Source organism: Parasegetibacter sp. NRK P23 (genome assembly GCF_023721715.1).
GTDB lineage: Bacteria > Bacteroidota > Bacteroidia > Chitinophagales > Chitinophagaceae > Parasegetibacter.
On sequence record NZ_JAMDLG010000001.1, the window covers coordinates 2,194,093 to 2,215,440 of the forward strand.

Annotated in this window: 20 protein-coding genes; 6 read left to right on the forward strand and 14 right to left on the reverse strand. The window is 48.0% G+C overall.

Annotation, left to right across the window (positions count from 1 at the left end):
* Window positions 1-11: 11 nt before the first annotated feature.
* Window positions 12-1,181, reverse strand: coding sequence for a prolipoprotein diacylglyceryl transferase (locus M4J38_RS08930; protein WP_251759209.1), 1,170 nt, complete (start codon window positions 1,179-1,181; stop codon window positions 12-14).
* A gap of 151 nt (window positions 1,182-1,332) precedes the next feature.
* Complete coding sequence (locus M4J38_RS08935) at window positions 1,333-1,749, reverse strand: BrxA/BrxB family bacilliredoxin (RefSeq protein ID WP_256469195.1); 417 nt, start codon at window positions 1,747-1,749, stop codon at window positions 1,333-1,335.
* A 224-nt stretch (window positions 1,750-1,973) separates the two neighbouring features.
* Here M4J38_RS08935 and M4J38_RS08940 point away from each other — a divergent pair, with 224 nt between their 5' ends.
* Window positions 1,974-2,405: an Hsp20/alpha crystallin family protein gene (locus M4J38_RS08940; RefSeq protein ID WP_251759211.1), complete on the forward strand. Its 432-nt coding sequence runs from the start codon at window positions 1,974-1,976 to the stop codon at window positions 2,403-2,405.
* A gap of 151 nt (window positions 2,406-2,556) precedes the next feature.
* The gene (locus M4J38_RS08945; protein WP_251759212.1) at window positions 2,557-3,849 is read left to right on the forward strand and encodes a hypothetical protein; all 1,293 of its coding nucleotides are present in this window, start codon (window positions 2,557-2,559) and stop codon (window positions 3,847-3,849) included.
* A gap of 15 nt (window positions 3,850-3,864) precedes the next feature.
* Here the strand turns inward: M4J38_RS08945 and M4J38_RS08950 are convergent, their stop codons facing one another.
* Window positions 3,865-4,314 carry a nuclear transport factor 2 family protein gene (locus M4J38_RS08950; protein WP_251759213.1) on the reverse strand — a complete coding sequence of 150 codons (450 nt, stop codon included), beginning with the start codon at window positions 4,312-4,314 and terminating at the stop codon, window positions 3,865-3,867.
* Window positions 4,315-4,379: 65 nt separating this feature from the next.
* Here M4J38_RS08950 and M4J38_RS08955 point away from each other — a divergent pair, with 65 nt between their 5' ends.
* Window positions 4,380-4,955: a hypothetical protein gene (locus M4J38_RS08955; protein WP_251759214.1), complete on the forward strand. Its 576-nt coding sequence runs from the start codon at window positions 4,380-4,382 to the stop codon at window positions 4,953-4,955.
* Window positions 4,956-5,032: 77 nt separating this feature from the next.
* On the opposite strand, the gene M4J38_RS08960 is transcribed toward M4J38_RS08955, so the two are convergent.
* From M4J38_RS08960 to thrS, 5 genes are all read right to left on the reverse strand, one after another.
* Window positions 5,033-6,436, reverse strand: a complete 1,404-nt coding sequence (locus M4J38_RS08960) for an arginine decarboxylase (protein WP_251759215.1) — start codon at window positions 6,434-6,436, stop codon at window positions 5,033-5,035.
* Between the two features lie 140 nt (window positions 6,437-6,576).
* Window positions 6,577-6,921, reverse strand: coding sequence for a 50S ribosomal protein L20 (gene rplT / locus M4J38_RS08965; protein WP_251759216.1), 345 nt, complete (start codon window positions 6,919-6,921; stop codon window positions 6,577-6,579).
* 45 nt (window positions 6,922-6,966) lie between these two features.
* Complete coding sequence (rpmI, locus tag M4J38_RS08970; RefSeq protein ID WP_251759217.1) at window positions 6,967-7,164, reverse strand: 50S ribosomal protein L35; 198 nt, start codon at window positions 7,162-7,164, stop codon at window positions 6,967-6,969.
* A 299-nt stretch (window positions 7,165-7,463) separates the two neighbouring features.
* Entirely contained in the window at window positions 7,464-8,030 is a 567-nt protein-coding gene (gene infC, locus M4J38_RS08975) for a translation initiation factor IF-3 (RefSeq protein ID WP_251759218.1), read from the reverse strand.
* A 42-nt stretch (window positions 8,031-8,072) separates the two neighbouring features.
* Window positions 8,073-10,007: a threonine--tRNA ligase gene (thrS, locus tag M4J38_RS08980; protein ID WP_251759219.1), complete on the reverse strand. Its 1,935-nt coding sequence runs from the start codon at window positions 10,005-10,007 to the stop codon at window positions 8,073-8,075.
* A 109-nt stretch (window positions 10,008-10,116) separates the two neighbouring features.
* On the opposite strand from thrS, the gene M4J38_RS08985 reads away from it, so the two are divergent.
* Window positions 10,117-11,220 (forward strand): hypothetical protein, encoded by a 1,104-nt coding sequence (locus tag M4J38_RS08985; protein ID WP_251759220.1) that lies wholly within the window; start codon window positions 10,117-10,119, stop codon window positions 11,218-11,220.
* On the opposite strand, the gene M4J38_RS08990 is transcribed toward M4J38_RS08985, so the two are convergent.
* The 3 genes from M4J38_RS08990 to M4J38_RS09000 form a co-directional block, all read right to left on the reverse strand.
* On the reverse strand, window positions 11,221-12,051 hold the full coding sequence (locus M4J38_RS08990; RefSeq protein WP_251759221.1) for a hypothetical protein: 831 nt from the start codon (window positions 12,049-12,051) through the stop codon (window positions 11,221-11,223).
* Between the two features lie 103 nt (window positions 12,052-12,154).
* Complete coding sequence (locus tag M4J38_RS08995; protein ID WP_251759222.1) at window positions 12,155-14,512, reverse strand: TonB-dependent receptor; 2,358 nt, start codon at window positions 14,510-14,512, stop codon at window positions 12,155-12,157.
* A gap of 321 nt (window positions 14,513-14,833) precedes the next feature.
* Window positions 14,834-15,412, reverse strand: coding sequence for a DUF3347 domain-containing protein (locus M4J38_RS09000; protein WP_251759223.1), 579 nt, complete (start codon window positions 15,410-15,412; stop codon window positions 14,834-14,836).
* A gap of 86 nt (window positions 15,413-15,498) precedes the next feature.
* On the opposite strand from M4J38_RS09000, the gene M4J38_RS09005 reads away from it, so the two are divergent.
* Entirely contained in the window at window positions 15,499-17,439 is a 1,941-nt protein-coding gene (locus tag M4J38_RS09005; RefSeq protein WP_251759224.1) for an ABC-F family ATP-binding cassette domain-containing protein, read from the forward strand.
* On the opposite strand, the gene M4J38_RS09010 is transcribed toward M4J38_RS09005, so the two are convergent.
* Genes M4J38_RS09010 through M4J38_RS09020 form a run of 3 tightly spaced genes read right to left on the reverse strand, consistent with a single transcriptional unit; the run spans window position 17,420 to window position 20,120 of the window.
* A complete protein-coding gene (locus tag M4J38_RS09010) occupies window positions 17,420-18,490 on the reverse strand; it encodes a formimidoylglutamase (protein WP_251759225.1) in 1,071 nt (356 codons plus the stop codon). The genes M4J38_RS09005 and M4J38_RS09010 overlap by 20 nt on opposite strands.
* A gap of 27 nt (window positions 18,491-18,517) precedes the next feature.
* The gene (hutI, locus tag M4J38_RS09015) at window positions 18,518-19,771 is read right to left on the reverse strand and encodes an imidazolonepropionase (RefSeq protein WP_251759226.1); all 1,254 of its coding nucleotides are present in this window, start codon (window positions 19,769-19,771) and stop codon (window positions 18,518-18,520) included.
* Window positions 19,758-20,120 carry a LytTR family DNA-binding domain-containing protein gene (locus M4J38_RS09020; RefSeq protein WP_251759227.1) on the reverse strand — a complete coding sequence of 121 codons (363 nt, stop codon included), beginning with the start codon at window positions 20,118-20,120 and terminating at the stop codon, window positions 19,758-19,760. Before M4J38_RS09020 ends, hutI begins: the two co-directional genes overlap by 14 nt.
* Window positions 20,121-20,517: 397 nt before the next feature.
* On the opposite strand from M4J38_RS09020, the gene M4J38_RS09025 reads away from it, so the two are divergent.
* Complete coding sequence (locus M4J38_RS09025) at window positions 20,518-21,270, forward strand: DUF6089 family protein (protein WP_251759228.1); 753 nt, start codon at window positions 20,518-20,520, stop codon at window positions 21,268-21,270.
* The last annotated feature ends 78 nt before the right edge of the window (window positions 21,271-21,348 follow it).

The following is a 21,348-nucleotide window of genomic DNA, read 5'->3' on the forward strand; positions in this document are numbered from 1 at the left end:
GACGTTTCTGGTTACGCTTTGTGATCGGCCAGCGAAGGTTTGTACGTTCTTTTACGGATGATGTACACTATAATACCCGCGATCACCAGTCCGGAGGAAATTAATTCCGCCTGCGTGGGGTGAAAACCGAAAATATCGTACGTGGTATTTACGCGGATTTTTTCAATCAGGAATCGTTCTACACCATTCAATATAAGGTAAACCGCAAACAGGGTTCCGGGCACTTTGAGTTTTGTGCGCATCAGCATAAGGGCGGCGAAAATCAGCAATCCCATCACGGTTTCATAAAAAGGCGTAGGATAAACCGGGTTCGCGAGTTCGTTGCAATATTGTCCGACGCAACCAGGAATGGGTATACCTTCCCCGTTCACGTTATTGGGGTACGTATAACTCCACATCCAGTCTGGTAACCACGAATATGGATTAGGCGTTTTGTTCACGATGCCCCAATCACCATCGCCAGAAACCTGGCAACCGATGCGGCCCACAGCATATGCCAACATTAGTCCGGGCGCTGCCGCGTCGTTCAGGTGCCAGATGTTGATATTGTTCTTGCGGGCATAATACCAGATGGCCGCTGCGGCGCAGATAAGTCCGCCATAGAAGGTAAGACCACTCGGGGAAAACAAGGCCCCTATCGGATCCTGCACAAATTCACCCCAGTTTTCCAGGTTATGGAACACTTTGGCACCTGCGAAACCAAATATCGCGGCGAAGATCACCAGGTCGCCTACCCTGTCGTGCGGCCAGATGCGTACCAGTCTTTCTTCGGGTTGTTTCAGTTTTTGTTTGTTCTTTTCCTGCCATTTGAAGAAAGCCAGGACCGAGCCAAGGAAAAGTCCGGAAAGCAAATGCCCCTGCGAGGAGAAAAGATACTCCTGCGTATTCTCGGTAATGGCAGCATCTAAAAAGAGTGTTCCTAATAATTTATAACCGAAAAGAAATCCTATTATGAAGTTGAGCAGCAGTTCCCCGATACCAGCGGGTTTACCCACCACGATCTTTTCTTCTTTGGGATGAAGCAATCCCTCCCTTTCCTTCCGTTTTAATTCACGGGTAAGCACAACCGCCGCACCTATAAAAGCCAGTGCCACAAAGAAGCCAAAGGAATTCACAAAACGAAGGAATTTCCATTCCACACCAAACAGGTCCTTAAACGCGAAATATAGGTTGGGATACATGAATGTTATTTGGTTAAGATTCAATTTACAATGATATAGAATAAACAGGAAGTGCGAAAACCGGGCATCATAAAATATTGCCCGGCACAAAATAAAAAACTCCCCCATGCCTGGAGGAGTTTGTATACAGGAAAGTTATTTACGGGTATAATTAACCGCAATATTGTTCAAAGGCGCCGATCAGGTTGTGCGCGATCATTTGAGCGGGACGCCCTTCAATCTGGTGTCTTTCGATCATGTGCACCAGTTGCCCATCCTTAAACAAAGCGATAGCGGGTGAAGAAGGCGGATAAGGCAGCAGGTGTTCGCGGAGCTTGCTTACCGCGGCTGTATCGAAACCGGCAAAGCTTGTGGTGAGCCTGTCGGGACGTTTTCCACTGTTCGCTACCGCCATCAATACACCCGGACGTGCACTTCCTGCGGAGCAACCACATACTGAGTTGATCATCACCAGGGTGGTACCTGACTGCGTAAGTGTGTTCGTCACCTCTTCTGGTGTTACCAATTCATCAAAACCATTATCTGTAAGTTCTGCCTTCATCGGCATTATTAATTCTGCTGGATACATACTTTTTCTTTTTTCTTATTTCGATATGCAAATATAGGACGATTGAAATAGATTAAAACCAGACATTATGTCGCTAAAAAATAAGCGAAAACGACAATTAGTCATATTGATGAAGTTAGAATCAGACAAATTTTCTCTGCAAAAGCCATTTTTTTCAACTGGTCCCTGATTTGATCTTAGCCTATCGTTCAATCAAATTCAAAAAACATTAAAAAAGAATAGCTATGACACTGGTAAAAGTTAACAACCGCCCCGCAAACAATTTGTTTGAAGACTTCTTCAATTTTCCCTCCGTATTCGGAAAGCACGCTTTCACCGGTTCACCATTTCATCATCCCGCGGTGAACATTGTAGAGAAAGCCGAAGGTTACCACCTGGATGTAGCAGCGGCCGGGTATGAGAAAACAGATTTTAAAGTGAACCTGGAAAACGACCTGCTCACGATTTCAGCGGAGAAAAAAGAAGAAAAAACCAACGAACAGGAAAAATATGTTCGCAGGGAATTTACCGCACAGTCTTTCAAAAGAAGTTTTTCCCTTGATGAAAAAATTGATGCGGCAGGCATCACCGCTAAATATGAGAACGGCGTTTTGAAACTGTTCCTGCCTAAAAAAGCGGAAACAGCCGCACCGCAAAAATCCATTGAGATTCAATAACAAGAAAAGTTTAGTTCATAAGCAGTTGGTTTGGTTTGATATCCTCCCCGTTCCCGGGGAGGATTTTTTATACCTATTTCACACTGATTTTGTGTGGTTTGTTTTAACTTCGGCCCTTGATCAGACGGCTACATAACACACAAAATCCAAGATGAGGAAACGCATTCAAAAGTCCGGGCATATATTATTATGCTTTCTGGTACTCTCGATGAGCAAGTTTGTACGGGGCCAGGAACATGGCGACAGCACGGTGATCAGAACAGACACGACGTACCACCCGGTTTTCCTGGATACCGCCCTCCGGATCAGGAACCTGAATCCTTATGTGACGCTGCACGTGGATTCCACCCTCACCTACCAGTTTGAGATCAACAAGAACGATGGGAAATATTTCTGGTTCCTCCGCAATTCCCCGGTGGGACTGAAAATCAATAAGGATAACGGCACCCTTTCGTTCAAGGCGGAAAAATCGTTCTTCCTTTCCGGGAAGCTCAAATATGATTACGATTACCGTGTAAACATCGGAGTACAGAATCTTTCCAATCCCGAAGAAAGGATAGATACCGTTTTTACCCTGGTTTTCTACAATACGGAGATTATCCCTTCCAGGGTTAAGCCCAACGTAAACAATACGCTTTACGTGGACGAAGGCGATACCATCAATTTTAAGGTGCAATGCGATATCGGAAGTTTCCCGATCGAACAGATCACGATGCTCTCGAACATCCCCTTAAAAAATTATACGGTTGTAAAACAATGTGATGACGATTTTATCTGGTCGCCACCGTATGACTTCATTAAAGACAACGAAAAAGAAAAGGAAAAAACACTGCTGCTCTATTTTGTCGGCTCCAATAAATTCAGGGCGAGGGATACCGCTATTATTAAGATTGTGGTAAAAGACGCGTTGAACTACCCGCTTGCCCTCCAGGAATATGAATATGTAAGGAAGAACCTCAGCAGCTATGTGTTGCAATTGAAATATACGTTCCTGCAAATGGACAAGCGGTTGAAGAAGACGAAAGGTACACGTACCACTTTTGAACTGTCCTCGGCGGCCACAGCTTTGGGAGGAACCGTATTCTCTTCCCTTCCAACCGATGGCCAGAAAACAGCCGGTAAAATACTCCCTGGCGTTGGTGTGGCTATGGTGCCGGTGAAAGAAAGTGTGGCGCCCACCAAACAGGCTGAACAGAACTCGGCTGCGGTGGTAAGAAGCAGCATCAAGCGGCTCGAATACAACCTTCAGAATAACTCATTACTGGGCGAAGAAGATCCGGATATCAATACCAAGGCGCAGAACATGCGCAATGAGATGAAACAGATCCAGGTGCAACTGGTAGATGTGCCGATAGATATCGCCATAGGGATGACCGAAGAAGAACTGAACCAGTACTTCAACAGCCCGAAAGTGAATAAGAAATACAAAATGAAAAAGCGATAATCAGCAACCCTGCCCCTACCGGCAGGGTTCTTTTCTTCTGGTATCGATCAAATACTGAATCTTCCATTCCCCGTTCAACCGCACCAACTGGAAGGAGTTCACCCCACAATGGCTGAACTTTGTTCCGATGTAAAACTTGTAAGGCGTCCATACACTCGCCAGGTCGCCATCCACGTCCACCCTTTCAAAAACGATGCGTTCATCATACACTTCAGTATGCGGTCTTCCTACGGATTGAACAAAGGCATCTACTTTATCCGTTCTCACTTTCGTTTGTCCACCTGCGTTAGTTATGGTTTGAAGGATCGCTTCATTTGAAAAAGCGGAACGCAGCAATATGGTATCACCTGTACGCATAGCCGTAAACAGGTTATTCACGGTTTGTTTCACGCTATCTGTGGCGGTCTGCGCCTTTCCTTCCTGCATGGCAGCAAGTATTGTTAAAACAATGGCAACGTACCTCATTAACGGAATTTTAATGAAAACTGGCAAACAAATTGGCTTATAGGTAAATATAAAAACATCGCGTTATGAAAACCAGATTTTTACACCAGTGGTTACTGATTACAGGAACAATTGGACTTCTCGCGAGCAGCAGCACTACTTACGCACAACAACGCAACCAACAGGCCACACGTTACCCGGACGGAAGTGTGAGGTATCCTGATGGCACGGTGCGCTACCCCGATGGCAGCGTACGTTACCCAGGGGGCCGTACCAACGACAGAGATCGCCGTGACAGGGACAGGGACCGGGATAGGGACCGGGATAGAGACCGCGACCGCAACTGGGATAACGACAGGTGGGAAAGAGACGGCGGCCCCGTGGTGATTATTGACGGCAATGGCAGAAGAGGCAACGATTTCCGCCACCTGCCTCCCGGACACGCGAAGAAAGTGTACGGTTATAAATCGGCCCGGAATTTCTCGCCTGGTCAACGTAAGAAATTACAGAAAAGATATGGCTATGTTCCCCCGATAGTGGTTTCCGTTCCCGACCGCTACTGCAAACGCGACGGCGGCAGGTACTATTATACCGACCGTAGCGGGTTCACCTACTGGAAAGACCGTGATGGTTTCTATGTACTGGACAACCGCTACTTTTAACCTACATACTATGGACGGTTTCAATAAAAAAACTCCCTTCGTTACCGAGGGGAGTTTTCATTTATGTATGTTCCTGCTTATTTAATATAACCCAGGATCTTCAGCATGGATTGCGCAGATTGCTCTTTCGCATATACCCAGTCGATCAGCTTGCCGTTCTTATCGTATTCAATAATAATGTGCTTGGGCGAAGGAATCAGGCAGTGTTTGATACCGCCGTATCCGCTGATCTGGTCCTGGTAAGCGCCGGTATGGAAGAAACCCACGTACAATGGTTCTTCGCCCGCGTTCACTTTGGGTAGAAACACTTCGTTGATGTGTTCTTCTGAATCATAATAATCATGGCTGTCGCAGGTGATCCCTCCTAACACCACCCGCTGGTATTCGTTCTCCCATTTGTTGATCGGGAGCATCAGGAATTTCTCTCCTATCCCCCAGGTATCGGGCAAAGTGGTAATGAAAGAAGAGTCGATCATGTACCAGGTTTCACGGTCGTTCTGCGATTTGTTGCCGATCACGCTATAAATATGCGCCATACTCTCTCCTACGGTGAAACTGCCGAATTCTGTGAAGATATCGGGCATGGGCACTTTCGCTTTTTTACAGGCGATCTTGATGTTACGCACGATCTCGTTGATCATGAACTGGTAGTCGTAATCGAAGCCGAGCGAGTGTTTAATGGGAAATCCGCCGCCGATGTTGATGGAATCCAGTTCGGGGCATATCTTCTTCAACTGGCAATACAGGTTGATGATCTTGTTCAGTTCACTCCAATAGTAGATATCATCTTTTATTCCTTTGTTGAGGAAGATGTGGAGCATTTTCAGTTGGAACTTGTGCTCGTTCCCTTCGATCTCGTCCACATAGAATTCGAGGATATCTTTGGCGCGGATGCCGAGTCTTGAAGTATAGAACGGAAAGGAAGGTTCTTCTTCCGCGGCTACCCGGATCCCGATCTTGAAAGGCGTTTTTACGGAACGCTTATAGAGGTTCAGTTCCTCTTTATTGTCAAGAACGGGCACAACATTCTTGAATCCTGCGTTCAGGAGTTTAGCGATGCGGCTGGTATAGGCGCGTTGCTTAAACCCGTTGCAGATGATGAAGGTTTCCTTGTTGATCTTCTTTTTTTCGTACAACTTGTTGATGATCTCCAGGTCGTAAGCGTAAGAAGTCTCGAGATGAATATTGTGTTTCAGCGCTTCTTCCACCACGAAGGAGAAATGGGAGCTCTTCGTACAATAACAATAATTGTATTGACCTTCATATTTGTGGCGCTTGAACGCGTTAGCGAACATGGTCTTTGCCTTATTGATCTGCATCCCGATCTTAGGCAGGTAGGTTACCTTCATGGGGGTACCGTACTTGTCGATCAGGTATTTCACATCAACGCCATTAAAATGCAGGTATCCGTTTTTTACGTCAAATCCTTCCTGCGGAAAGTGGAAGGTTTGTTGCACCAGGCCGGTGTACGTATTGTTCATTTACTCCAGAGTGTATTGGTAATGAAGATTTGTTAGCGCCGTTTTCGCGGCGATGCAAAAGTAGTTTTTTTTGAGGGGTGCGAACAAAAAAAACCGGGATGTTTTTCAACACCCCGGTTCTGCTATTTGAAGCTGGCTCCTTATTTCACGGAGTCAACCAGTTTTTTGAAGCTTTCCGGCTCATTCATCGCGAGATCGGCCAGTACTTTACGGTCGATGCTGATGTTCTTTTCGGCCAGTTTGTTCATGAATACAGAGTAAGTAAGTCCTTGCTCCCTTACGGCGGCGTTGATACGCACGATCCACAGGGCGCGGTATTCGCGTTTCTTTAATTTGCGGCCAACATAACGGTAGGTAAGTCCTTTCTCGAGTACGTTTTTCGCAACGGTATATACGTTTTTACGTTTGCCGTAGAAGCCTTTGGCTTGCTTCAGCACTTTTTTCCTTCTTGCCTTAGATGCAACAGCGTTTACTGAACGTGGCATGTTATAATGAGTTTAAAAAAGTTAATAATAAGAGGTAAAGGGGGATTATTTCAGACGCAGGAGGCGCATTACGAAATCCATGTTAGCTGGCGCTACAACACCTTTTTTGTTAAGGGCACGCTTGCGTTTTTTGGATTTTTTGGTAAGAATGTGGCGCTTGAAAGACTTCTGAAAGGTGATCTGACCCGTACCGGTTACTTTAAACCTTTTTTTGGCACTCGAATTGGTTTTAACCTTTGGCATTTTGATCCGAATTTTGCTGTTACACCCTGCTGGTGGCTCTCACCGGAGAACACTTATGGAACCGTTTGGGCAATTTCCGTTTCTGAAAATCAGTGACTTACAAAAACGTCCGTATTTTAACGGGATGCAAAGGTATATTTTTTTCCGAAATAAACATCCTTCCGGTATACTTTTTCTGCCAATTGAGGGGATAAGTCTTTCATACTGAACACCGTTGCTGAATACCAACCCGGAAGTGATGAAACAGAAGAGGGCATATCTCTTAAGATACGCCCTCACCAATATGCTGTATAAAGAACCTAGGCTTTCTTCTTGGCTTTCGGCGCGAAGATTACGAGCATTCTTTTACCTTCCATTTTTGGCATTCCTTCAAGCACACCGGTTTCGCCAAGTCTTTCGGCGAATTTCAAAAGAAGGAGTTCACCTCTTTCCTTGAACATGATGGCCCGTCCGCGGAACTGCACATAGGCTTTCACTTTGTTGCCTTCCTGAAGGAATTTCTCGGCATGTTTTGCTTTGAAATCGAAATCGTGGTCGTCGGTACCAGGTGTAAAGCGGATTTCTTTTACTTCGGAGGCCTTGCTTTTGGCCTTCATTTCCTTTTCCTTCTTCCGCTTTTCGTATAGGAATTTATTGTAATCGATAATACGGCAAACGGGAGGATCTGCGTTTGGGGAAATTTCCACCAGGTCCAACGCCTTTTCCTGCGCCATTTTCATGGCATCAAAAGTGGAGTAAACGCCTGGCTCAACATTGTCGCCCACCAGTCTTACCTGGGGTACGCGGATCATTTGGTTGGTACGGTGTTCCTGCTGTACCTGTCTTCTGAAATTAGGATTGAATCTTCCTCTGTTTGGTAATGCCATTTATGTTTTTTGATTAAGAATAGTGCCTGTGGCAAACAGGTATTAAAAAGTTTTATTAACAATTTCTTCGGTGATAAGTTTAACGAAGTCCGCGGTTGGCATGGTGCCTACGTCTCCTTTTCCCTGGCGGCGTACCGCCACCTGTCCTTCGTTCACCTCTTTTTCACCCAAAACGAGCATATAGGGGACTTTCTCCAATTCTGTATCCCTGATCTTTTTCCCTATTTTCTCGTTTCTGTCGTCAATTTCCACACGAATATCAGCAATTTTCAATACATCCGAAACATTTTTGGCGTAATCGAGGAACTTATCGCTGATGGGCAGGATCTTCACCTGGGTAGGCGTGAGCCAAACCGGGAATTTACCCGCGCAGTGTTCCGTGAGTACGGCGATGAACCTTTCGAGCGAGCCGAACGGGGCGCGGTGGATCATCACGGGTCGGTGTTTCTGGTTGTCTTCGCCCACATAAGTAAGGTCGAAGCGTTCAGGCAGGTTGTAATCCACCTGGATGGTACCCAGTTGCCATTTCCTGCCGATGGCGTCCTTCACCATAAAGTCGAGCTTAGGACCATAAAACGCGGCTTCTCCGTATTCCACCACCGTTTTCAGCCCTTTTTCAGCCGCGGCTTCAATGATGGCTTCTTCGGCCAGGTTCCAGTTTTCGTCGGTACCAATGTATTTGGAGCGGTCTTCCTTGTCGCGCAGGGAAACCTGGGCGGTGAAATCGGTAAAGCTGAGTGAATTGAATACATACAAAACAAGATCGATCACCTTTTTGAATTCATCCTTCACCTGGTCGGGACGGCAGAAAAGGTGCGCATCGTCCTGGGTAAACCCTCTTACACGGGTAAGTCCGTGCAGTTCTCCATGCTGTTCGTAGCGGTACACCGTTCCGAACTCCGCCAAACGGAGGGGCAAATCCTTATAAGAACGTGGTGACGCTTTGTATATCTCGCAATGGTGCGGACAGTTCATCGGTTTCAGGAAGAACTCCTCTCCTTCCTGTGGCGTTTTGATGGGCTGGAAACTGTCTTTTCCGTATTTCTCGTAGTGGCCCGAAGTCACGTACAGGTTCTTATGACCGATATGTGGAGTTACCACGGGCAGGTAACCGGTTTCGATTTGCGCTTTCTGCAAAAACTGCTGCAACCTTTCGCGGAGCATGGCCCCTTTCGGCAACCACAGCGGAAGACCCATCCCCACTTTTTCGGAGAAGGTAAACAGCTCGAGTTCCTTTCCCAGCTTGCGGTGGTCGCGCTTTTTCGCTTCCTCCATCAGTACGATATACTCGTCCAGTTCTTTCTGGTTGGGGAACGTAACGCCGTAGATGCGGGTCAGCATCTTTCTTTTTTCATCGCCCCTCCAGTAGGCACCGGCGATGCTGGTCAGTTTCACGGCTTTGATGAAGCCGGTGTGCGGAATATGTGGCCCACGACAGAGGTCTGTGAAATTACCCTGGGAGTAAAAAGTGATTTCCCCATCTTTCAGGCCGTCGATCAGTTCGAGTTTGTATTCATCGTTCTTATCGGTGAAATAAGCCAGGGCATCCTGCTTTGAAACGGATTTACGTGTATATTCCTCGTTGTTCTTTGCGAGTTCAGCCATTTTCTTTTCAATCGCACGCAGGTCTTCCTCCCCGATCTGGCGGTCACCGGTATCGATATCGTAGTAAAATCCTTTTTCAATGGAAGGACCTATTCCGAATTTCGTTCCGGGAAACAGGGCTTCCAGCGCCTCGGCCAGCAGGTGGGCCGAAGAGTGCCAGAAAGTGGACTTGCCGCCATCATCATCCCACGTGAGGAGTTTCAGCGTAGCATCCGTGGTTATGGGTCGCGTGGCATCCCACACTTCTCCATTTACATTCGCTGCCAAAACTTTCCGGGCCAATCCTTCTGAAATGGATCTGGCCACTTCCAGCGCCGAAGTTCCCGAAGGATACTGCCGCACTGCCCCATCTGGTAATGTGATGTTGATCATGATTTTAATTGTCCTATCTTTCGACTTGTTATTTGAGAACGGCGAAATTAACAAACTCTTGGCAGAAAGCCGTGGCGTATTTTCGGAATTTCACATAGGGAAAAACACTATGAGGATATTGATTATTTTACTGTTTCAGCTTTCGGTGATTTTTACATCGGCCCAGAACATCACGGGCATCTGGCGCGGCGCATTTTCCGGTGGACAAACATCCGTTTTTGAAAGACTGCATAGTCCACAAGCCGCCAATCCTTATAAATACGAAGTGCAGATAAAGGACGTTTCGGGACAACTCAAAGGCGTCACCTATTCCTACCAGGACACCAGTTTTTACGGGAAGGCTTCTTTCAGCGGCACTTTTGATCCAAAATCAAACCGGGTGCTGGTGCAGGAAAAGAAAATGCTGGAACTGCGGATCGCCTCCAACAGCAGCGCCTGCATCATGACCTGTTACCTTGAATATTCAAAACTCGGCAGGGAAGAGTTCCTTGAAGGCCCCTTCACCTCCCTGAACGTAAGGGATTCCAGTGATTGCGGCAGAGGAAGGGTCAGGTTAAGAAAAGTACCTTTCTCCGACTTCAAAAAAGAACCTTTCCTTTCTGCGCCCAGGCCCGATCTTGATGGCGCTCCCGACCCGCGCGACCGTGTAAAAACAAGTGCGCCCACCGTTAAAAAAGCGACACCCGTTACGCCAAAAAAAACTACAACACCCCCTAAAACAACCACTCCTTCTAAAACCAATACACCGCCTACGGTAAAAACAAAACCGGATTCGGTGAAAAAAGCGAATCCCGTAGTGATTGAGAGCATTCGTCCCAACGAGACCAAGCCTGCCGTTGCCGCGCCAAAAATTACCCCGAAGGTGATCGCGGGCAGGGAAAATGTTTTGGTGAGCACCATAGAAGTCACCAGCAAAGAGGTGACCGTTAAACTCTACGACAATGGCGTAATTGATAAAGATACCATCTCCGTTTACCGCAACAACCAGCTTATACTTTCCAAACAGCAACTCACCGCGAAACCGCTGACGCTCACCTTCCGCATTGAAAACGCAGACGATATCCAGGAACTGGTGATGGTGGCAGAAAACCTGGGCGAAGTGCCGCCCAATACCGCGCTGATGGTGGTGGAATGCGGCGACCTGAAAAAGGAAGTGCGGCTGACTTCAAACTTACAAAAGAGCGCCATGATCCGCTTTAAACTCAAAGAATGATCAACGCTGGATAAACCGGAAACGCACCATCGCGCTTTTCTCCAATGTGGACGACATTCTTACCTCAAACCGCTCCTCCCCCGAACGTATGACCATCAATGCTGTGTTGGGAGGGATTTCCCCTAAGTTCTCGGCGCGCATCACCAGGTCGTACACCACACCGGGTTCCAGTTTCAGTTCGTAGCGCAGCGGCTGCGCCGCGAGCCTTACCTTTTGCGCGATCGCCCGGTTGTTGACGTGCAGACTCACGGTATCGCCATCAATTTCAGCATTATCATACAGGAGAATTTCCATTTCCGGCGCATGTACATCAATGGTAGAAACAAGGTCCGTAATGCGGTCCGTCAATGTATTTGAAGGCGTATCAGGCGCAAGTCGCTCCACAGGGAACACCGGTTGCGGGTTCCGCAACAAGCGAATTTCTCCGGGCGGACAGGGCGCGCCTTTTTCAGCATCCACCCCTTTCCAGGAACCGGACAACACCTCTAACCCATCCTCTTTTGAATATACAAGGTCATAACTTTTTATGCACGGCACACAATGTGGTGGAATCCGCACGGCCAGCATTTTCGTTTCTTCCAGCACCATTCGTTTGGTGAGCGCATTGTAGCGGCCGGTAAACCTGTGTTTCACGTACTTCGTGGTATCGTAATAGTCATAGCTAACACCCATCAGTTGGACCCCGTCTTCCTGTAATTGAATCTCGAGGTAATAGACGGGAAAGCAGCCTCCTTCACGCTGGGTGAGCGTGCCTTTCCAGACGCCATTCAGCGGTTGCGCACGTAGTTGTGGCGCAAATGATAAAAGGAATAAAACTACCCCGAACCTCATGTTTGAATTTACGAAACTTAAACAGGTTCAGCGGGAGGATTGGATGAACGGCGTGGGAATGGTATTATTACGAAGCAATCACGCATTGATTAAGAAACGCCACCTAAAACCTGAAATTCCAGGTAACCGATGGAAGTATCGGAAAAAGCGACACCTGCAAACTCTCCACCTCCAGCGTTCCATCATACGCGCTTCCCGTTTGATCGAAATAAATAAAATAGGGATTCAGCCTGCTGTACACATTGTAAATACTGAAAACCCATTCATTGCGGAACCGCCGTTCGGGGCGACGGGGCGCGGGCGAATACGTGGCGGCGAGGTCAAGCCGGTGGTAAGCGGGCAACCGATACGCGTTCACCTTACTGTATTCCTGTGTCAGTACGCCTTCCACGAGATAGAACCGCTCGGGAAGCGTGGTGGCGTTACCGGTACCATAAACAAAAACAGAGGACAGTTTCCATTTCTTGCTCAACTCATAAATTCCCACCACGGATAGATCGTGCCGACGGTCATATTTAGCGGGGAACTTCAATCCATCGTTCAGTCCGGGAAACTTGCGCCAGGTCCAGGACAATGTATAACCTACCCAGCCCGTGAGCCTTCCTTTCGCTTTATTTACGTAAAATTCCGCACCGTAACTCCATCCTTTTCCGAAAGTGAATTCTTCTTCCGGATCTTTCAGAGAAGGCGTGTATCCTTCCCGGTATTCGATCTGGTTTTGCATGTCTTTGAAATAGACTTCAACAGAAGTTTCCCAGGTGTTTTCTGAAAAATTCCTGAAGTACCCCGCGGCATATTGCCAGCTTAATTGCGGTTTCACGCGAAGGGTACTCGGTACCCAGAGATCAGTCGGCAACGTGGAACCCGCATTGCTGACCAGGTGAATGAACTGCTGGTTGCGGTTTACGGCAAATTTCAGGGAGGATTGCGCATTCAGTGTGTACCTTACCGTTAAACGCGGTTCAATGCCCTGGTACATTTTTACGCGCTCGCCCCGGTTGTATACCGTGCTGTCCAGCTTGTTTCCGTCCGCATCCGTGGTGAAGGTTTTGTACGGACCCGTTTGTGCGAATCCACTCCAGCGCAGGCCCGCATTGAGTTTAAGTTTATCGCTCACAGACCAGTCGTCCAGTATATATAACCCGGTTTCATGGGCATATTTCGTATTGCTGTTGTTGGGATTGAAGGTGGTTTCACCCTGACTGCCGGAAAGCACATTCGGCACGAAAGTGTGGTAGGTCCATAGTCCGCCGAATTTCAACTTATGTTTCGGAGAAACAAAATAATCGAAATCCGCTTTCGTGGTGACGTCCCTGATACCTGAACTCAGTTTCAGTTCGAAATCCTGCTGGGCGGCGCCGAAGGAGAACTTATAATCGTTGTACACCACGGTGGTATTGGAGAACAGTTTTGGATTGAAAACATGGTTCCACCGGATGGTTGCCGTTGAATTACCCCAGGGGATATCCGCGTTGAAAGCACGTTCCCGGTTGCGGAACGTAAATACATCGCGGCCAAAATAACCGCTGAGATAGAGCCGGTCCTTATCGGAAAAAGTATAGTTCAACTTGGTGTTCAGGTCATAGAAATAGTATCCTGAACCATAGAACGAACTTGATTTTGAGATGAACGGTTTTATCAGGGCATCAATATAGGTCCGGCGGGCGGAAAGCATAAAAGATGCTTTGTCTTTTTGAATCGGCCCCTCCACAGAAATGCGCGAAGCAATGAGCCCCACGCCGCCCCGGGCTTCCCATTCATTCATATTACCATCTTTCATGGCCACATCCAGTACCGAAGACAACCTTCCTCCGTATTGAGGTGGCATTCCTCCTTTGATGAGCGAGGTATTTTTGATAGCGTCGGAATTAAAAATGGAGAAAAACCCGAATAAGTGGCCGGTGTTGTACACTACGGCGTCGTCCAGCATAATCAGGTTCTGGTCGGGGCCACCACCGCGCACGTAAAAACCGGCATTGCCTTCCCCCGCATTGCGCACGCCGGGCAGCAGTTGAATTGTTTTAAGAATATCCACTTCCCCGAAAAGCACGGGCAGCGATTTCACCTGGTTCATAGACAGGCTTATCTTACCCATCTGCGCGTCCTTCAGGTTGTTGTCCCTTTTCCTGGCGGTGACTACCACTTCATTGGCGGCCGCGGTGCGTGGGGTGAGCAGCAAATCAGTTCGCGTGTCCGCGTCCAGTTTAATACTTTTACCCAGCACTTCGTACCCTACAAAAGAAACGTATAACTCATATTCCCCGGCTGGCAAAGTAATAGAATAGAAGCCGTATTGATTGGCCAGTACAGCCCGTCCGCTTCCGTTCACGGCAATCGTGGCGCCGATAAGTGTTTCGCCAGACAGGGCATCTTTTACATACCCGCTGATGGTAAATTTATCTTGAGCTGAAAGCTGATGGGTGAAAAGAAAAAGAAAAACGCTGAGTAAAGTTCCTTTCATGCTGGGAATAACAAGTTTTTCCGGGAAAGGTTGGGGGTTCCCGGAAGAACGGGGGGGGTACCCGGTGTTTATCCCCGCGGGTATCCCGTGATTTCACTGATGCAGGGCGGAAATTCTTAATAAGTAAGTGTTTACGGGCATCGTGGAGGAATGGCTGGTGGAGGAGGGTTGGAAACCGGTGCCACCGACGTTGTTTTCCGGGAGACGAGACAGTGTTACGGCCCGGAGTTGCCCGGTGAAAACACCACATAAAAAATCCCCCGGAAGTATTTAACCGCCGGGGGATTTTTTATATGTCATTTTACTGGCATAAGCCAATCGCTAGAAGTTGAGCGAATCTTTCACCTCGCCGCAAACCAGCATTTTCTTCCCGAAATACGGATTCTTGATATCGCTGGAGTTGCTCAGCCAGTAAGCGCCCTGGTTATCGAAGGCCATCGGGCAATATTGGTGGTACACCACCTGCTCATCGTATTGAACTGTTCTTACCAGGTCGTACATCGCGTCGGATACCATCTGGAACTCTTTTCTTTTTGCTTCGAGATCGGATTCGGAACGTAGTGTTTTAGAGAGATCACTGAGTGTTTTGGTATAATCGGCGGCAGTGGCGGCGATGGCGCCGGTGCTGTCGTTGGAGATTTCGTTCAGTTTTACGCTATCGGCGGCGGCGCCCATTTTCGCGGCGGCAAGGTTGGCTTTTGCGGTATCGCTGGCCACCAGTGCATCTTTCAGTTCATAGTATCCACCCAGCAAAGCGGAAAAAGAGGAATTGAAGGCGGCGGTATGTTTACTCACTTTCGGTGGAGCGGGTTCGGCATTTTCAGGCGCTTTGGTATCGGAAGAACTACAGGCCGCCAGAAAAGCAGCAGCGGCAATGGCCAGGCAAAAGAATTGCTTCATGAGCGAAAGTTTTTTTACAAATGTAAGGCTTACCGCCCTAAACATGTAATACCTTTGCGGGGCGGCAGAAAAAACGCCGGAAGATAATGCTGATTGGATTACAGGATGTTACGTTCGAATTCGGGGCCAGAACCATTGTACGCGATGCCACCTGGCACCTGAACCCGGGAGAAAGAATAGGCCTCATAGGCTACAACGGTACGGGAAAAAGTACCCTGCTGAAAGTACTGGTGGGGGAATATACGCCCAGTGCCGGTTCAGTCGTGAAAAGTAAAGAAACCACTATTGGCTACCTGCACCAGGACCTGCTGAGCTTTGATACGAACAACAACATCACCCAGGTGGCCATGGAAGCCTTCGAAAAAGTGATGGCCCTTCAGAAAGAACAACACGAACTCGAAAAGCTGCTCGAAGCCAAAGAAGACGAAAAACTGCTGAACAGGTACATGGATGTGCTCCATGAGATCGATCTGCTCGATGGCTACAATGTGCAACACAAAGCAGAAGAGGTTTTACACGGACTCGGTTTCAGCGATACCGACCTCGTTCGCCCCTATAAAGAATTCAGCGGTGGCTGGAGAATGCGCGTACTGCTCGCTAAAATGATCCTGCAACAACCCGATGTGCTGCTGCTGGACGAACCAACCAACCACCTTGACCTCCCTTCTATCGAATGGCTGGAGAAATACCTGCTTAATTATAAGGGCAGCGTGGTAATTGTGAGCCACGACAAGTTCTTCCTCGACAAAATGGTGAATAAAATCGTGGAACTCTACCAGCAGGAGCTTCACATATACGTAGGCAACTACTCTTACTATGAAACCGAAAAGGAAGTAAGGGTGGAAATGCAGAAACGCGCTTACGAGAACCAGCAGGATTTTATCCGCCAGCAGGAACGCTTTATTGAGCGCTTCAAGGCCAAAGCTTCTAAAGCCGCTCAGGCACAGAGTGTGCAAAAACGATTGGATAAGATAGACCGGATCGAAGATGTGGAAATTGAGCGCCCGAACATGCGCATCAACTTCTCGGTGGGCAAAGAGCCCGGCAAAATCATTTGTACGCTGAAAAATGTGTCGAAATCTTTCGGAGACCTGCAGATTCTGAAGAATGCCTCCGGCGAAATTGAACGCGGCGATAAGATCGCGCTGATCGGTGCGAACGGTAAAGGTAAATCCACACTCCTCCGTATTGTGGCCGGTACCGAACCCATTGAAGGGGAAAGAATATGGGGGCATAACGTGGCGGAAAGTTTCTATGCACAGCACCAGTTGGAATCACTCGGACTGAACAATACGCTGATCGAAGAGATGAACAGTTCCCGCGCGGGGAAAACGGAACTGGAATACAGAAGTCTTTTGGGCGCGTTCCTTTTCGGCGGCGACGACGTGGATAAACGCATCAAGATACTAAGCGGTGGGGAAAAAGCACGTGTGGCTCTGGCAAAAGTTATTGTGAGCAAGGCCAACTTCCTCATGCTCGATGAACCGACCAACCACCTTGATATCCATTCCGTGGAACTCCTGGTGGAAGCGCTGAACAAGTATGAAGGGAGCATCATCCTGGTGAGCCACGACCGCTACTTCATTTCCAAAGCCGCCAACAAGATATGGGAGATCGTGGATGGTAAAATCAAAGAATTCAAGGGCACCTACCACGAATGGGTGGAATGGAAGGAGAGAATGGCCGCCCGTGCGATAGAAGAAGCGCCTAAAAAAGAGGAGAAAGAAAAAGAAAAGTCGAAGCCCGCCCCTGTGGCGCCACAACCGCAAGCAAAGCAAGGGAACGCCCCCATCAACAAGGAGCTTCAAAAATTACAAAAGACTTTCCAGCAACTGGAAGAAAAAATAGCCGCTAAAAAGGCGGAAAAAGAAAAACTGGAAGCCGCGCTGGGCAACCCGGATACTTATTCAGACCCGAAGAAATTCCAGGACACGGAGAAATCCTACAAAGCCGTGGGTGCTGAACTGGAACAGATGAATGTGCAGTACGAGGAGCTTTTTGAACAGATTATGGCGCTGGATCGTTAACTGCCACTACGTGCGCCTTCACAAAATCGGTGACCAGGTAGGAGATCAACTTACCGGTGGTATCGCTGCGGCGCCCATCGGCAAGTTGTTGCGCACCCTCACATATGTGGAGATAAGCCACATTATTTTCTGAAGCTGTGTAATAAACGTATTGCCGTGCATTGATCGCTGAAATACCAACAGGCGTTTCGGCACTGCTGAGTACACCCTGGATGGCATCAAGGTCCAGTTCGATACCGGTGTAACCATCTTTGGTGAAGTCTGCCGCATGGGCCACGGCCTGCATAAAACTGCGCCTTTCGTACAGGAAAATATCTTCCCAGGTAATGTAATCGGTAAACGGATTCTCGGCCATGTCCGTCAATACGTTCTGCGGAACGTAATTTTCATGTATGCCCACCACACAATACTGGTGCAGGAACCCATCCTCATCGGCATACCGGAAACCGTTACCGCTGTGTCGCCCTTCCAATGGACGGTAATCAGTATGGGCATCCAGGTTCACCGCGTTGATCTGGGCAAGTGGAATGATGCCCGCTTTGGTTAATCCCTTTGCCACGCCTTTAATCAGGGGATACGCATTGTTGTGCCCCCCACCTATCACCACCGGGATTTTGTTCGCAGCGGCAATCACCTTCACCAGTGATTCCACTTCCTCATCAATGGCGTGCACCGCGTGCCGGTAGGCATCCACCCGTTCTTCTTCGTTGCTGGCATTGTTCTCGATCAGGTATTTCAGGTCCCCGAAATCGAAATGCCCCAACACCATCATTTCTTCGCCGGAAAAATAATCGTTGCTTTGGATGTTCAGGAAAGCGGAAAGAAAAGGCAACCATACACTATCGGCCCCGCCATTGCCAAAATTCCCTTTCACCCCAATATCTTCCGGAATACCGATAAGGATATACTTCGCGGGCGAATGGCGCAGCGATTCTTCCCATTCATCACTGTTGGAAAGGGTGGCGAGCCTTTCTCCCAATTTGGTTTCGAAACGTCGGAGGCGGGTAAGAAACAGCAGGTCTTCCCTGTTGTAAAAGCGGAAATGTTGCATGGCAGTCAATTGTAAAATGAATGTAAGCTATTCCCCTGAAATAGCGAGCGGGGAATACCATTTTCCATTCAACATTACACGGGAGATCAGGTTGGAACCGAAGGCGTAAGGGAGGTAGGCCAGCGATGAAAGCGGTTTGGTGAAGAAAAAATTCGCCAGCTTTCCTTCCGCGATGGAACCCACTTCGTTTTCCAGTTCCATGGCGAACGCCGCATTCGTAGTGGCGGCATGCAACGCTTCTTCCGGAAACATTTTCATTTGTATGCACGACATGGAAACCACCGTATTCATATTTCCGGAAGGAGAGGAACCGGGATTGAAATCAGAGGCGAGGGCAATGGCGCAACCCGCGTCCAATAATGTTCTTGCGGGCTGAAAATCCATCCGCAGGAAATACGCGGCCGTGGGAAGTAAGGTGCCGATTGTAGTTGAAGCGGCCAGCGCGTTGATGGCTGCTCTATCCATCACTTCCAAATGGTCCACGCTCACGGCGCCATTTGCCACCGCGGTTTCTACGGCCCCGGAGGCGGAAAGCTGGTTCGCATGAATGCGCGCTTTCAGGCCGAACGCCGCTCCTTTTTTGATGAGCCGCGCCGTTTCTTCGTTTGAAAAGAAACCCTTTTCGCAAAAAACATCTATATAATCCGCCAATCCTTCGTTAGCTATGGCCGGAAGCATTTCTTCTTCTATCAGTTTAAGGTAGCCTTCTTTATCCTCTTTGAACATTTCAGGAAGCGCGTGCGCCCCTAAAAAGGTGGCTTTAACGGGAATAGGAATATTCTGTTTCAGCCGTTTCACCACGCGCAACATCTTCAGTTCCGAATCCGTTGTTAAACCGTATCCGCTTTTTATTTCGATGGCACCCGTTCCCAGCAACAACAATTCTTTCAAACGTTGCGCGGCTACCTCGTAAAGTTCCTCTTCCGGCATCGCCCGGAGTTTCCGCGCTGAATTTAATATGCCCCCACCCGCGGCAGCGATCTCCGCATATGACTTCCCTCCTATCTTCATCACAAACTCCTCTTCCCTGCTGGCCGCGAACACAAGATGGGTATGGCTATCGCACCAGGAGGGAAAACACCATTCGCCCTGCGCGTCCCAGACTTCTTCATCGGTGTTCGAAGTATCAATTGTATCCATGGCGCCGAAACCCAATATGCGGCCCTCATGTACCCGAACCCATGCATTGGGGATACATGCCATAGCTTTCATGGCGGCTCCGCGAAGGGGATGTTGGTGGTGCCCTGTATTAACGAGCATACCGAGGTTAGTAATGAGCATGTCCAAAGGTAGGACTGTTTTTTATTCTGCGCATGAAGGGCTCTTCATAACTCACACCAAGTGGCAACTCGCTTGTCCCGATCTTTAAAGACCTGTTCCTGATGGCGCTGATCTGATTAAGTGCCACCACATAAGAACGGTGGATGCGCATAAAACCTTCAGGAAGCATTGTCATCAACGCTTTCAGGGTGATGCGCACCAACAGGGGGCGACCTTCCTTCAAATGCAATTTCATGTAGTTATCGGCGCATTCAATGTAGAGAATATCCGCCGGATCAATTTTCACCAGACTGTAATTCACCCGGAGAAACAGTGGCGCGCCAGCTACGTTGGATTGAATCATATTCATACTACCCGGTTTTGTTTCACTGAAATTACCAAGTGAGAAAATCGAATGAAAACGTTTATGGACAGAACCGGGAAATGCGCCGATGAATTGAAGTTTAAACACGGGTTTTAACGAAAATTAACATTTCAGCATTTTCTGGATACGTTTTATGCTATCCCGCACTTATCACTTTGGCCTTTCCTTTTTTGAAGGAATTGTATCTCCCATCCAGCTCGGTTGCATTTTTTCATCATACACCAAAACGGTCTCCCATGCCCTTGTTAATCTCTTCCAAATACAGTCTTTTCACCACTAAGTACGGCGTTTAAATACCGTCTCCACAATAATAGTTTCCCCCTTTCTTTATAAAAGAAAACGTTGCGCATGTAAAGAGTTCTACGCTGGAAAAACCACAGGCATGAATAAACTACTATTGAAGGCACTACCGGCTACAGCGCTCGTTTTAATTTGTTGCAATGAAACTTCCGCCCAGATTGATCCCTGGAAATATGAACTCGGGATTCACGCTGGAACATTTATTTACCAGGGCGACCTTACACCCGACAAAATCGGTTCCTACAAAACCATGAAACCCGTAGCGGGAATTTCAGTGGCCCGTCTTTTAACCCGTTCCTTCTCAGTGAAAATAAGTTTGCTCAGGGGTAATTTACACGGGAACGAAGCACGCTATGCCGATCCCGAATGGAGAAGATGGCGAAACTTTCAGTTCACCAACAAGATCACTGAAGTATCGGCCGCATTGGTTTGGGATGTGCTGGGCAATAACCACAATAGTACTTCAGGCAAATTATCCCCTTACCTCGCAGCCGGAATCGGTTATTCTTTTATGAAGGTGCACAGAGACTGGAGCGCACTCAATTCAGAATATTTTTCTCCCGAATCGGCATTAATGACCGGCCTGGCCGTCGACACCGTTACCTCACCACCAAAAGGATTGATCAGTTTACCGGTGAGCGCGGGACTGAAATACCGGTTTTCAGAACGACTATCCATTGGCGTGGAAACCACTTACCGGATCAGCTCCACGGATTACCTGGATGGGTTCAGTTATTCGGGACACCCTACGGAAGGTGATTTTTACTTCTCCCATACCATCGGCCTATATTACAATTTTATTCGAAGAAACAGACTGAATTGCCCGAAGTTCTGACAGAAAAACTTTAAGCTGGTTCACAAAAAAATGTAAAGCATTGCATGTCTAAAATTTGACTACCAATATTTTACATTC